At 51.6% G+C, this 14,643-nt stretch carries 9 protein-coding genes; 6 read left to right on the top strand and 3 right to left on the bottom strand.

What is annotated here, in order from left to right; translation table 11 throughout:
• A partial coding sequence (locus ACN0YN_RS26265; RefSeq protein WP_417387999.1) for a hypothetical protein occupies positions 1–224 on the top strand: 224 nt, incomplete at its 5' end.
• 1,666 nt (positions 225–1,890) lie between these two features.
• Here ACN0YN_RS26265 and ACN0YN_RS26270 read toward each other — a convergent pair.
• Positions 1,891–3,792, bottom strand: a complete 1,902-nt coding sequence (locus ACN0YN_RS26270) for a carbon starvation protein A (protein ID WP_417388000.1) — start codon at positions 3,790–3,792, stop codon at positions 1,891–1,893.
• 96 nt (positions 3,793–3,888) lie between these two features.
• Between ACN0YN_RS26270 and ACN0YN_RS26275 the strand changes: the two genes are divergently transcribed.
• Both ACN0YN_RS26275 and csrA read left to right on the top strand, forming a co-directional pair.
• Positions 3,889–4,275, top strand: coding sequence for a hypothetical protein (locus tag ACN0YN_RS26275; protein WP_417388001.1), 387 nt, complete (start codon positions 3,889–3,891; stop codon positions 4,273–4,275).
• 170 nt (positions 4,276–4,445) lie between these two features.
• A complete protein-coding gene (gene csrA, locus ACN0YN_RS26280; RefSeq protein ID WP_417388002.1) occupies positions 4,446–4,676 on the top strand; it encodes a carbon storage regulator CsrA in 231 nt (76 codons plus the stop codon).
• A gap of 139 nt (positions 4,677–4,815) precedes the next feature.
• Here the strand turns inward: csrA and ACN0YN_RS26285 are convergent, their stop codons facing one another.
• Together ACN0YN_RS26285 and ACN0YN_RS26290 are read right to left on the bottom strand one after the other, a co-directional pair.
• Complete coding sequence (locus tag ACN0YN_RS26285; RefSeq protein WP_417388003.1) at positions 4,816–5,493, bottom strand: class I SAM-dependent methyltransferase; 678 nt, start codon at positions 5,491–5,493, stop codon at positions 4,816–4,818.
• Between the two features lie 110 nt (positions 5,494–5,603).
• The gene (locus ACN0YN_RS26290) at positions 5,604–8,144 is read right to left on the bottom strand and encodes an ATP-dependent Clp protease ATP-binding subunit (protein ID WP_417388004.1); all 2,541 of its coding nucleotides are present in this window, start codon (positions 8,142–8,144) and stop codon (positions 5,604–5,606) included.
• A gap of 603 nt (positions 8,145–8,747) precedes the next feature.
• On the opposite strand from ACN0YN_RS26290, the gene ACN0YN_RS26295 reads away from it, so the two are divergent.
• The 3 genes from ACN0YN_RS26295 (at position 8,748) to amt (ending at position 14,640) form a co-directional block, all read left to right on the top strand.
• Positions 8,748–10,310 carry a thiamine phosphate synthase gene (locus ACN0YN_RS26295; RefSeq protein ID WP_417388005.1) on the top strand — a complete coding sequence of 521 codons (1,563 nt, stop codon included), beginning with the start codon at positions 8,748–8,750 and terminating at the stop codon, positions 10,308–10,310.
• 36 nt (positions 10,311–10,346) lie between these two features.
• Entirely contained in the window at positions 10,347–11,414 is a 1,068-nt protein-coding gene (locus ACN0YN_RS26300; RefSeq protein ID WP_417388006.1) for a tRNA dihydrouridine synthase, read from the top strand.
• Between the two features lie 235 nt (positions 11,415–11,649).
• The gene (gene amt, locus ACN0YN_RS26305) at positions 11,650–14,640 is read left to right on the top strand and encodes an ammonium transporter (RefSeq protein ID WP_417388007.1); all 2,991 of its coding nucleotides are present in this window, start codon (positions 11,650–11,652) and stop codon (positions 14,638–14,640) included.
• Positions 14,641–14,643: the final 3 nt, after the last annotated feature.

Here is a 14,643-nt window from a genome sequence, read left to right on the forward strand (position 1 = left end):
AAGGTTCAATAAACTATGTTTACCACGCGTTAAAGAATACCACCACCGGCTCGACCTTCTTTCATAGTTTCACCCTTTTTTACTTTCGTGCGGTTTCGTGCCTTTTCGTGGTAGAAAAATCAATTCGAACGTTTCATCAGTTCCCATTGTGGGGTGATACTGGTTTGCACCTCACCAGCGGGCGGACACATGGGTGCCGCCCCTACGGCCAGGCAGGTTGGTGATCGGAAACCGGGTTGTGCGTTTTCTCTGACGGTTTCCTGTTGTCTGCGACAACCCCGGATTGCATCCGGGGGCACCCTTTCTTTTTTATGAGCCGTACTGACTCAGCTGCGGTTTCTGAGGATCGGGAGACAACCGGAGCTAACGCTCTGCGGCTGATTCAGTTCGTTCGACGGTAAATAACACAACCCCCCTTTTTTTACTTTCGTGTGGTTTCGTGTTTTTCGTGGTAGAAAATTCAATTTCGAGCGTTTCAGCGGTTCCCATTGTGGGGTGACACTGGTTTGTACCTCGCCAGCGGGTGGACACATGGGTCAGCCCCTACGGCCAGGCAGGTTGGTGATCGGAAACCGGGTTGTGCGTTTTCTCTGACGGTTTCCTGTTGTCTGCGACAACCCCGGATTGCATCCGGGGCTACCCTTTCTTTTTTATGAGTTGTAATGAGTCAGCTGCGGTTTCTGCAGATCGGGAGACAACCGGAGCTAACGCTCTGCGGCTGATTGACTTCGTTCGACGGTAAATAACACCCCCCCTTTTTTTGCTTTCGTGCGGTTTCGTGCCTTTTCGTGGTAGAAAAATCAATTTCGAACGTTCCAGCGGTTCCCGTTGTGGGGTGAAACTGGTTTGTACCTCGTCAGCGGGCGGACACATGGGTGCCGCCCCTACGGCCAGGCAGGTTGGTGATCTGAAAACTGATTGTGCGTATTCTCTGACGGTTTCCTGTTGTCTGCGACAACCCCGGATTGCATCCGGGGGCACCCTTTCTTTTTTATGAACTGTACGGTCTTAGACGCAGTTACTGCAGATCGGGAGACAACCGGAGCTAACGCTCTGCGGCTGATTGGGTTTTGCGGATGAGACGGACTGGGTTTGATTGAATGCGGCAGCTGCGACCTCCTGCTCGCTCCGCTCGGCCCGGATTACATCCGGGCTTACCCGTTCACCAGTTCGGGAAATTCATCTGCGGGCGGGGGAGGCACATCTTTTATAATGCTTTGTGAAAGTTGAATAGCTCACCATCACTGTCAGGCGAGCCAATAGAACCACCCGATGTCTTTCTCATTCGTGGTGAAATAATTGAGGTGACCTGTAGACAATCACTGTCGGATGATTGCACGTTTGTTTTTTTACTACCACGAAAAGTACGAAAACTCACGAACGTTTGATGTGAATTTTCACAATAAGGAATGAGGTAGAGTAATGGATTGTTTCTCTCATTTATTTGCTGATGGATATTTTGAGCAAGCTGGTTTCAGGATCCGTCTGATTTCATTGTTCACAGGGATATTCTCTGCAGGGGCGTGGCGGCGTCAAGGGGGGATGAACCGGATCGGGTGGCGATACCGGTTGACAGGGGTCCGATCTGCTGCGACGCCGGGGTGGCTCTGCGGTGACGGGCGGCGATGTGTGGCGACCCGCAGGCATACATGGGGAACCGGTGTTGATCTGCGAACTGCTTATCTGGAAAAAACCGGCTGTTTTTTGGTGAAGATCCGGAACAACTGTCGCGTGTTTCGGTGCACTGTAAACTGGGCACGCGCGCGACTCACAACAACGCTTATCGCCTTTGGCGCGGCGGGGTCAAGTTCAATTTTTTCAGTCGCGCAAAATCAGAGCCCGGCTCCTGTTATGAAAGCAGCCGGGCTCTGGAAACTGATTCAGAAAAAATTAATTCGAGCCGCCTGTCGATGCAGCGGCAACCGCCGTTCGTGTCTGCGGCAATTCGGGGAGTTGCTGTTCGAGGTGCCCTTTGGACTTCGACCAGACGAGCAGACCTTCGACCATCATCCAGATCTGGAGCGCGATCACGACGACTCCAAACAGGAACAGATGCCGATCGTTGGCACTATAGGCCCAGCCCGACTGGCTGTTGAACATGTTCCACAGCATGGCCCAGGCAGGCATGATGAGCATGACGATCATGGGGACCAAAGCAAAGATAATCGGTTTGTTACGACGACGGAGGTAAAAGACGATGACCATAAACGCCAGGCCGGCCAGCAGCTGGTTGGTGGCACCGAAGAGGGGCCAGAGAATCAGACCGCCACTCCCGGGACCGGCTTCCGCGCTTTTGGGCAGCATTGCAACCATGCCCCCCAGGAAGACAGCCAGACCGGTGGCGGCATATTTGTTGGTGAGAGGTTTGATATGAATGGTGGCCGCCAGCTCCTGAATCACGTAACGCTGCAGTCGCGTCGCGGTATCGAGAGTGGTGGCTGCAAAACTGGCGACGAGCACCGCGATGATGCTGATTCCCAGTTTCATCGGAATACCAATCGATCCCAGGAAGTTCGCACCGCCCAGAATGAAGGCGCCGATTTTGTCTTTCAATGCAAACGCGGCCCAGCCATTTTCGGCTTTGGCGTTATAGCGGGTCTCCCAGGCAGCGACACCGGTGAGCTGGGTTCCCGTGGCGGCGTCAATCGTGGGTTCGTAGGTGTAGGCGGCTCCTTCACCAATGCGAGAGAAATCTCCCATCCCCACGCCGGCACAACAGGCGAGAATCACGATGACCGCCAGCCCCCCTTCGAGGAGCATGGCACCGTAGCCGACGTACTGCGCGTCGAGTTCGGATTCGACCTGCTTACTGCTGGTACCACTGCTGACGAGACAGTGGAAGCCACTACAGGCACCGCAGGCAATGGTGATGAACAGGAACGGCCAGATCGGGGGTGCGTCGGCGGGAAGGTTACTGGCAATGGCAGGGGCACTGCCGACCAGATCGGCTTTGCCTGTCGCCCCGGCCACGATGGCACCGATGAGCAGCAGTCCCAGAGCCAGAACCAGCTGGTGACTGTTAATGAAGTCGCGGGGTTGCAGCAGCAGCCAGACAGGAAGTACGGAAGCGATCGCACAATAGGCGAGCAGCACGAAGGTCCAGAGAATCACGGCATTGGGGAAGGGTCCCATGAGTTTAATACCGAACATCGCCGAGATATCGATGGGCCAGTAATAGGCACCAAGCCAGACCGATGCATAGACGATGAACAAAGCCACCAGAGACGGAATCAGCAGTTCCGCATTCTGTTTGTAGACCATCAGGCCGATGACAATCGCGATGGGCATGGTGATCCAGACAGGGATCACTGTTTCAGGATAAAGCGCGAAAATGATGGCGATGACCAGTCCGAAAATCGCGAGGACAACCGTCAAAGCCAGCAGCAGAATGAGCAGAAACAGGATGCGGGTGCGCGGTGCAATCAAACGGCCGGCGACTTCACCAACGGTCTGTCCACGGTTCCGCAACGAGACGACCAGCGCACCGAAATCGTGAACGGCACCAATGAAAATCGATCCAAACAGAACCCACACCAGTGCAGGCAGCCAGCCCCAGAAAACAGCGATCGCAGGGCCGACAATCGGACCGGTGCCGGCGATACTGGTGAAGTGATGGCCGAAGATGACTTCCTTTTTGGTGGGGACAAAATCGACGTCATCCCGCAGCTGTTTACTGGGGACTTCCGCGTTGCCATCGACGTTAAAGATTTTCTGGGACAGCCACTTTCCATAAGTGTGGTAGGCAATGATGTAACCTACAAAAGCTCCCGCAGCGATCAACAGTGTGGCCATTCGTGTTTTACTCCAGCATTCGTCGAAAAATCAGGTGGACTGATAGAGGGTTTCAGGGGGCCGAACCGGTTTGAAACTGGTCCAGGTGTGCATTGCATGTCTGATTTTGCACTGAAGCGGGACTTCCTGCCAGCAGGAAATCTTAAATCAGAGCGCTTACTACAGATTATCCGCATAGATCAAGAATCGCAAATCAGTCAGTCCTGTTGGCAACTTCGGCAGGCCTGTAAATACACATTAATACACTATTACAGCTCCAGGCCGGCGGCATATTCGGCACAATCGGCAAACCTGCTGGATTCGGCAAACCGGCACACATCTTTCGTTAGCGACGTTATTTATCCCATCTTAGCAGAATTAATCTGTGAGAAAGCGTCGATGAAGTTAGTACCCACGAGGAACTCATTAAATGATGCAGGGATGTGGGTCATTGCCGGTAAGGGAATTATGCCTGAAAACGCAGCCGGTCTCTGGTCAGTCTGAGGAATCGGAACTGTCGGGGATCAGATTCTTGAGCCCGGTCTGATTTGTTTTAATTACATATGAATAAACAACAGGTGACAAACAATAAATCAAATCAATAAGAGGTTTGTCGCCTCTTCAGATATCACCTCATTGGCCCAGAACTAAGATCTACGGAAGGAGTATTTACGATGCTTGTATTGTCGAGACAACGCGACGAAAGCATCATCATCGGTGACAATATTGTCATTACTATTGTCGATATCCGGGGTGATAAAGTACGGTTAGGAATTCAGGCACCAACAGAAATTCCAGTACACCGTCAGGAAGTATACGATGCGATTCAAAGAGAAAACGCGATGAAAGAAGCGGAAGCGCACCGACCTTCAGCAAAGTCGCCATCAAAAAATGCCAGCGAATGATTTCTTAGCCTGAGGAAATCACACTGCGGGGAATGGCTGTGGCCAGATTACAATTAAAGAGTAATTGAATGAGTCGCGAAGGGAGGTCGGCAAGAAGTCGGCCTCCCTTTGTTTTATTTGGCAGGCGAAATATTCGTTTTCACAAATTGAGTGAAACCGTCCAGTGACGATCAGACGTGATGTTTACGGCTGCTTCGGGCCAGTGGCAGCTGTGAAGTAACGCTCTGACTTCTTCCCGTGTCAGAGCGGCGTGCAGGGAATCGTGGAACATCTGTCGCTGCTGCGGATTCTCATCAGCCGCATACAGGGTGACCAGTCGATTGAGTTCTGCCTGCGAATCGGGCCGGAGCAGATCACGCAGGAAGAGAAAGCCTCCCGGCTTGAGCACGCGTTTGATTTCTGCGAAGACCGTTTGCGGTTCGGGAATATGGTGGATGAGACTGTTGGAGATCACGCCATCAAAGCTATGATTTTCACAGGGAAGCTGCTTGGCATCGGCATGTTCCAGAAAGATCGATTCGCTCAAACCGGCTCGCTGAATATTCTGCTGCGCCACCTTCAGCATTTCGGCAGCGAGGTCGGCAGCGATGATCTGCAGATGAGGAATACGTTGGCAGATTTCAATAGGAATGAGAGCCGTCCCGGTTCCCAGATCGAGAATTTTCAGTGTCTGCATCTGGTGATGCTGGCAGCCAGCGATGACAGGCAGCAGGGACTCGGCGAACAGCCGATTGACTTCACTATGATCCATCGTGTCATAGTTGACGGCTTCTTCGCGGGTGTCCATGACTTCGGGTTCGAGTTGTCGAGGAATCATTAAATCATCCTAAAGTTCAATCGAGTCATTTCAACAGTGACAATAAAAAAAGAGTCCTCACTCAATGAGAGAGGACTCTTTCGATTTTCATCTTAAGAGACGGTCGATGATTACTCCCCTTCGGAAGAACCGCCGTCCCCTTCTACAGAGCCGACGGTTGCCAGCTCTTCTGTTTCCGCTTCGTAAGAACCATCGAATTCGAGCTGTTTCTTATCGGCGACTTCGGTGACTTTGACGAGCACTTTATTCTTACCTTCAAAGGCACCACGCAGCAGTTCTTCTGCCAGCGGGTCTTCGATGTAACGTTCGACTGAACGACGCAGCGGACGTGCACCGTAGTCGAGTTCGCCACCTTCGGAACCTTTGTCGATGATGAATTCCCGAGTTTCGTCGGTCAGTTCGAGGGTGACCCCCTGTTCTTTCAGACGGCTGCGGACTTTGCCCAGTTCGATATCCACGATCTGCTTCAGTTCTTCGCGGGTCAGTTTGCGGAACACAACGACTTCGTCGAGACGTCCCAGAAACTCCGGCTTGAACTCTTTCTGCAGGTCGTGCATCAGATTTCGTTTCATGGCATCGTAGCTGGTGTCATCATCGGCTTTACGGAACCCGAAGGCATCCCCGTGAGCCATTCCCTGAGCACCGGCGTTGGTGGTCATGATGAGCACGACGTTCTTGAAGTCAACCTTGCGACCGAAGCTGTCGGTCAGGTGGCCTTCTTCCATAATCTGCAGCAGCATGTTGAATACATCGGGGTGTGCCTTTTCGATTTCGTCCAGCAGCACGACGGCGTAGGGACGACGACGAATTTTCTCGGTCAGCTGACCGCCTTCTTCGAAGCCAACATATCCCGGAGGGGCACCAATCAGACGACTGACGTTGTGCTTCTCCATGTATTCACTCATGTCGATCTGAATCAGAGCAGACTCATCGCCGAACATGAACTCGGCCAGTGTTTTGGCCAGCAATGTTTTACCGACACCAGTCGGACCGGAGAACAGGAAGGCCCCCATCGGTCGCTTGGGATCTTTCAATCCACTGCGGCTGCGACGAACGGCTTTGGAAACCTGCTTGATCGCTTCGTCCTGGCTGATGACCCGCTGGTGCAGTTCATCTTCCATATTCAGCAGACGGACGGTGTCTTCGCTGGAGAGACGGGTCAGAGGCACGCCGGTAATTTTCGCGACGACTTCTGCAACGACTTCCGCATCGACCACGCCATCGACTTCTTTGGATTTTTCACGCCATTCCTGAGTCAGCGACTCTTTTCGTTTTTTCAGTTTATCAGCCTGATCCCGCAGGTTGGCAGCCAGTTCAAAGTCCTGGTTGGCAACCGCTTCTTCTTTTGACTGATTCAGGCGTTCTGATTCTTCTTCCAGTTCTTTGAGATCGGGAGGGCGAACCATGGATTTCAGACGGATACGGGCACCAGCTTCGTCGATGACATCGATGGCTTTGTCTGGCAGACAACGGCCGGTGATGTAACGGGAAGAAAGTTCGACTGCTTTTTCCAGCGCGTCGTCGGTGATCTGTACCTTGTGGTGTTCTTCATAGCGTTCGCGGAGACCACGCAGAATCTCAACCGTCTGTGAGTCGGTCGGAGGTTCTACCATTACGTTCTGGAAACGTCGTTCCAGGGCGCTGTCTTTTTCAATGTATTTACGGTACTCATCCAGAGTGGTGGCACCGATACACTGCAGTTCGCCACGGCTCAGAGCCGGCTTCAATACGTTGGAAGCGTCGATGGCACCTTCTGCACCACCGGCCCCGACGAGCGTATGTAATTCGTCGATGAACAGAATCGTGTTTTTGGCACGACGGACTTCGTTCATGACGGCTTTAATTCGTTCTTCGAACTGACCGCGGTACTTCGTGCCGGCAACCATCATCGCCAGGTCGAGTACAACGATACGACGGTCGCGGAGCAGATCCGGAACTTCGCCGTTCACGACCATCTGAGCGAAGCCTTCGACGATCGCGGTTTTACCAACGCCGGCTTCCCCTAAGAGAACCGGATTGTTTTTCTGACGACGACAGAGAATCTGAATGACGCGTTCGATTTCCTTGGAGCGGCCGATAACCGGATCCAGTTTTTTCTGCTTGGCGAGTTCAGTCAGATCGCGACCGAAGCTGTCCAGCGCGGGTGTTTTACTTTTGCCGGCTTTCTGGCTGCCGGTTCCGGGAGTCCGTTCGCCTGCTTCGCCCCCTTCCAGGCCATGACCCAGAAGGTTGAGAACTTCTTCGCGAACTTCTTCGAGTTTCAGACCCAGATTCATCAGAACCTGAGCGGCAACGCCATCCTGCTCACGAAGCAGACCCAGCAGCAGATGCTCTGTTCCCACATAGTTGTGGTTCAGATTCCGTGCTTCTTCCATCGCGTATTCGATGACTTTTTTCGCACGCGGGGTTTGTGGCAGTTTGCCCATCGTGACCATGTCCGGTCCGGACTGCACAATCTTTTCGACTTCCAGACGGATTTTTCGCAGATCCACGTCCAGGTTCTTCAGCACGTTGGCTGCCACACCTGAACCCTCTTTGACTAATCCCAGAAGGATATGTTCGGTCCCGATATATTCGTGATTGAACCGCTGGGCCTCCTGATTGGCCAGCTGCATCACTTTTCGAGCTCGATCTGTAAACCGCTCGTACATAACTTGTTTCTCCTATGGCCCGTACATCCCGGGCTCTTCTGGATGAACACTGTGAATCCGAACCGAAACCAGAGGTCTCAATTCTGGAGACACTTCTCCCAACCTGTTTATGAAATTTGAATTGTCGTTAATTGTCTGCTGAAAGTTTAAAAACGTCGCAACCGCATGTGTACATTCAGTTACGGCATTCTCAATTGATTAGCTACAGTCTTTGAAAAAGAAAGGTTCGTAGGAATAATACGTTACTCACCAAAAAACGTCGAGGATTTTCCCAAAACTACTGAAAGAACAATTGAGGAAGTGACTGAAAAATCACAACTTACTAAAATATTATACCCATTTTAACAATCAAAATTTCACTGGCCTGACTTAAACCGAGACAGGGACATTGATTCATAGTGCATCACAGCGAAAATCACCACCCTGCCAAAGCTTTAAAATCGTCACAATCCATAAGGCCAGCATTGTTAATTCTAGTACCCAACCCCTAATGTAGCAAGATAAGCCTTTGATCGGTTACTCTATTTAAATGAAGACTGGAACAACACCAGTCTGTCACGTTCATTTTCTTCCGGCATCAACCAGTCCAGAAACCTAATTCCCATGCATCATCTACTGACAGCCGGAGCACAACGGGCCTTGATTCAGGCAGAACGGATCGCCAGCGGTTCAGCTGAATCAGAACCGACACTGGCCCCTCTGCTGGCTGCGCTGGCTCTGGAAGAATCGCGAGCCGCTGAAATCATGCTGGCACATCAGATTGATCTGGCCCTGATCTTGAGGGAATTTCAGTTACCGCTGCCTCAGGAAGCAACAGACTCCCCCATTGAAACTTCAGATCTACCTCTGGAAATGTCACAGGCCCTGCAGCAGTTTCCTGCTTTCAGAGAGGTGCTGAACCACGCACTCCAGCAGGCAAGCCATGCTGACATTCCTACAGAAATCGGAAGTGAGCATCTATTGTGGGGACTGTTGGCTACCTCCGGAAAAGAATCGGAGTGGCTCCAAAAGGAAGGCAGTCTTTCAGTGGAGAAGCTGGATGACTCGATTAATGTCGTATTTCGACAGACTGCAGAACCGATCGGTGTTGATTTTGCTCTGCGAACGGTTCCTGCCACAGCCACCGACCAGACGAATACACTGCGAACCATTGATGCAGCCGCCAATCGCCTGCGGGAAGGTTTACGTGTCATTGAAGACTTCCTCCGCTTTTCGCTGGACGACGCCCATTTAATGAGTCTGCTGAAATCGACACGGCATCAACTGGCGGAAGCTCTCCGGTTTATCGGCACTGACTCACTGATTTCGAGCCGCGATACCCTCAATGATGTCGGCACTTCCATCAGCACGACATCCGAGTTCGACCGGTCATCACTGGAACATCTGCTGCAGGCCAATCTGAAACGGGTTCAGGAAGCGGCACGGACACTGGAAGAATTCAGCAAGCTGATTTCGCCCGAAGCAGCTTCCCTTTTCAAACAGATGCGCTATGCCAGCTACACTCTGGAAAAAACGATCCTGACCTGCATCGCCAGCCAACGCAGACTGCAGAACAGCCGCCTCTATCTACTGGTTTCGGAAAGCCTGTGTCATCACGGTGCTGGCCCGGCGATTCGAGAATCACTGGCTGCGGGTGTGGACTTGATTCAGATTCGTGAAAAAACAATGACAGACCGCCAGTTACTGGAGCATGGAAAACGCGTGCGGGAATGGACCCGCGCCGCCGGTGCGACGCTCATTATGAATGACCGTCCGGATCTGGCCGTTGCCATTGACGCTGATGGTGTGCACGTCGGTCAGGATGAACTTCCTGTCAGAGAAGTGCGGCAGATCATCGGACCGGGACGATTGATTGGCGTTTCGACTCATAATATTGAACAAGCGCGTCAGGCAGTGCTGGATGGTGCAGACTACATCGGTGTCGGGCCCACGTTTCCCACTTCCACCAAAATTTTTGCCGAACATGAATACGCGGGTCTGGATTTTGTGAAACAGGTCGCCGCTGAAATCACCTTACCCTGGTTTGCCATCGGAGGCATCCAGGCCGATAATCTGCAGCAGGTACTGGAAGCAGGCGCCTCGCGCGTCGCCGTGAGCAGTGTCATTTGCAGCCATGCGCATCCGGGACAGATCACCCGCGAATTACTGGAACAGTTCTCGAACTGATCTTACGAGATTAAAAAGTCAAAACCGAAACCCTTTATGTCAACGAATACCTTACAACCTGTTACTCTGGGTCCCTATCAACTGGAGTCCCCCCTGTATCAGGCAGCGTTAAGCGGATACAGCGATTACCCCATGCGCGTCATCGCCGCCAGGCTCGGTGCTGCGTACACACTTTGTGAAGTGATGATTGACCGCATGATCGTTCAAGCCAAAGAGGGGAAGCCGCATCCCATGATGTACTGCCATCAGGATGAATTCCCCGTCGGTGGTCAACTGATGGGATCGGAGCCGGAAGAATTTGGACCGGCTGCCCGCAGACTGGTCGACGCTGGTTTCCATGTAATTGACATCAACTTCGGTTGTCCGGTTAAAAAGGTGATGAGTCGCTGTCGTGGCGGATATCATTTGAGCCAGCCGGAAGTGGCACTGGATATTGTCTCGCGCGTGCGGGATACCGTAACTGCAGAAATTCCGGTCACTCTGAAAATGCGGCGTGGCATCGATGACTCCAGTGAATCGGAAGACAATTTCTTTGAAATTTTCGATGGAGCATTCGCACGCGGACTGGCAGCGATTACCGTACATGGACGCACCGTGCATCAGAAGTATGTTGGACCGAGTAACTGGGAGTTTCTGAAACAGGTCAAACAACACGCGGGTGAGAAAACCGTCATTGGAAGTGGAGACCTGTTTTCGCCGCAATCCTGTCTGGACATGCTGCGTGTGACTGGTGTGGATGGCGTTTCCATTGCCCGCGGTGCGATCGGCAACCCCTGGATCTTTCAACAGACAGCAGATCTGTTGCGTGGCAAATCGATCACTCCGCCCGATGTCAGGGAACAGCGGGAAGTCATCGCCGCGCATTTTGAGCTGGCTCGTGAATTTTATGGTGATAAAAAAGTCTGTAATACGATGCGCAAGTTCGGCATTTTCTATTCCGAGCTCCACCCGCAATTCGCAGACGTCAAGAAAGCATTTATTGCTGTCAAAACAGCAGCGCAGTGGTTAAACGTACTGGAGCTGTGGTATGCAGAAAATGCACCAGGTCGCTTTCCGCCGGTAGAAAAGCCTAACCCGCTTTCGCAGGAAATACCTGCTGTCTGACCAGAGTTTGAGAGCTTACAAAGGGCATCTGAAACAACTGTAACGGTTATCCCGATTAATGACCTTCACATCTGAATCGATTTTATGGGCATTCGATAACAGAGGGATTTCACTCAAATTTTTTTTGACTGCCGCTTTTCACAACCTAGAGTTGGGGAGCGTATGTTTCAAAAAATCAACCAGTCGTTAAAAGTGTCTCACGACTGCATATCGACTTTGACAGGCCCCTCGTCTCATGTCGCATGAGTTAACCGCAAATACAATCTGGGTACTGACCTGTACCAGTCTGGTCTTTCTGATGCAGGCTGGTTTCTGCTGCCTGGAATCCGGTCTTTCGCGATCAAAAAACAGCATCAATGTTGCCACCAAGAACATCGTTGACTTCTTCATTGGGGTCTTTATTTTCTGGTTGTTCGGTTTTGGTCTGATGTTCGGGGAGTCGTACGGCGGCTGGGTGGGTACCAGTCAATTCGCATTCGAAGACACAAGCAACACACATTGGCCGACCGTTGTGTTTCTGTTTCAGCTGGTGTTCTGCAGTACGGCGATGACTATTTCTTCGGGTGCAGTGGCGGAACGGATGCGATTTCGCGCCTACCTGCTGCTGGCTGTTGGAATCGGTGCCTTTGCGTATCCGCTGTTTGGTCACTGGGCGTGGGCCCATGATGCGGCAGGGAATGCGACAGGCTGGCTCGGGAAACTCGGATTTCTCGACTTTGCCGGTTCCACTGTTGTGCATTCCGTCGGTGCCTGGTCTGCTCTGGCAGCAGTCCTGATTCTGGGTCCTCGAACGGGCCGTTTTACTGATGATAAAAACAAACAGCGTTTCTCATCCAGCAATCTACCCATGGCGGCACTGGGGTTTTTAATTCTCTGGTTTGGTTGGTTTGGATTCAACGGAGGCAGCACACTCGCCTTAAACGGGGAGGTGCCTTCCATTATTTTGAACACGATACTCGCTGGAATCTCGGGCGGGCTCTGTGCTTTACTCTGGGAAGTAATTACCTCAAAACAGATTTCCGTTGAAAAAATATTTAATGGCTCACTGGCAGGTCTCGTTGCCATCACAGCATCCTGCAACGCCGTCAATTACCCCAGTGCAATTGTTATTGGCTTCATCGCTGGTTTTGTGATGCTGGCCTCGCTTTCGCTCCTGGAAAATCGATTTAAAATTGATGATGTCGTGGGAGCGATTCCCGTGCATGGCTTTGCCGGCGTGTGGGGGACACTTGCCGTTGCTTTATTTGCAGATGCAAGCCTGTTCCAAAGCGGTGTGTCGCGCCTCTCGCAACTGGGAGTCCAGGCTCTGGGAGCAGGAGTCTGTTTTGTCTGGAGTTTCGGCATTATCTGGCTTTTCATGAAACTGGTAAATCGTTTCATGCCCCTCCGTGTTACCGTAGCAGATGAAAAAATCGGTCTGAATGTGGCTGAACACGGGGCCTCCACTGAATTACACAGTCTGCTGGAAACCATGATTGACCATGAAAAAGGAAACAATCAGTCACGGGCGGATGTTGACGATTTTACTGAAGCGGGAATCGTCGGCTATCAGTACAACCGGGTTCTGGATGCACAGGAAATCCTGCTGTCGGACGTCAAAGACCGTGAAGTGCGTTACCGATCGATCATGGATAATGTCATGGATGCGATTATCACAATTGATCTTGAAGGAAAGATTGAAGAATTCAATCGGGGTGCCGAGTATCTGTTCGGCTACTATAACCACGAAGCGATCGGACAGAACATTGATCTTCTGATCCCGCCTTTGCATCAGAAAATTCAACATGAGTATTCGAGTGGGGAACTGAATCCTCAACTGGTTCGCGCTATTGGCTCACGACAGGAAATTGTTGCCCAGCGCAATGATGGTTCTACCTTTCCTGCAGAACTGGCTGTCAGTTCTGTAATCCTGGCAGACCGCGAAATTTTCACCGGCATCATTCAGGATATCAGTGAGCGCAAAGAATACGAACGATCTTTAAACGAAGCCCGTAAACGGGCAGAGGCAGCCAGTGAAGCCAAGAGTGAATTCCTGGCAAATATGAGCCACGAAATCCGCACCCCCATGACGGCGATCCTGGGGTTCACCGATATTCTGCTGAACAATCTGACGAAACCGGAAGATATCGAATCTGCCAACATCGTCAAACGGAATGGAGAATACCTGATCGGCGTGATCAACGACATTCTCGATCTGTCTAAAATCGAAGCACGCAAAGTCGAACTGGAACAGGTACGCGTCAATACGATCGAAGTGATCCGCGACATCGCCTCGTTAATGCAGATTAAAGCAGACCTGAAAGGACTTGAACTGGTTGTTTCATTTGAGAATCTGATTCCGGAAACAATCGTGACAGATCCGACTCGACTGAGACAGATTCTGATTAATCTCCTGGGCAACGCCATTAAGTTTACTGAAACAGGATACGTGGAATTACGAACCAGAACCATCAATCTGGAAGATGGCTTTGCTCAGCTACAGTTTGATGTGATTGATACCGGGATCGGGATTTCAGAAACAGCACTCGCACAGATCTATCAACCATTTACCCAGGCCGATAATTCGACAACTCGAAAATATGGTGGCACAGGACTGGGACTGGCTATCTCCAAACGGCTTGCGGAAATGCTGGGAGGACGAATTCATGTCACCAGTACGATCGGATCGGGAAGTACCTTCACCATCTCCGTCAACACCGGACCACTGGAGGGAGTGCAACTGTTACGCCTGGATCAATATTCCATCAAACGCGCTGTTTCGGAATCAAGCCAGGAAATTCCTGACAGCATTGTCAGAACAATTTCTGGCAGTCGCGTTCTGGTCGTCGAAGACGGTCTGGACAATCAACGACTGATTTCGTTTCTGCTGAAAAAGGAAGGGATGCACGTCGACCTGGCAGACAACGGTCAGTTAGGTTACGAAAGAACCATGGCTGCGCTGCAGTCGGGTGAACCGTACGATTTTGTGCTGATGGATATGCAGATGCCCGTTATGGATGGCTATACTGCCACCAGCAAGCTGAGAGAAGCCGGTTATACCGGACCGATTATCGCTTTGACGGCGCATGCGATGAAAAATGATATGGAGAAATGTCTGAACGCCGGCTGCGATGCCTATGCCACCAAACCGGTTGACAAACGGAAGCTGCTGGAAACTCTCACCCGTCTTTCTGCCCCGGTTGATTCTGCCAAACCGAAACTGGAAACAGTAACTCCTGTCAGTTAATCT

Source organism: Gimesia sp. (genome assembly GCF_048260065.1).
GTDB lineage: Bacteria > Planctomycetota > Planctomycetia > Planctomycetales > Planctomycetaceae > Gimesia.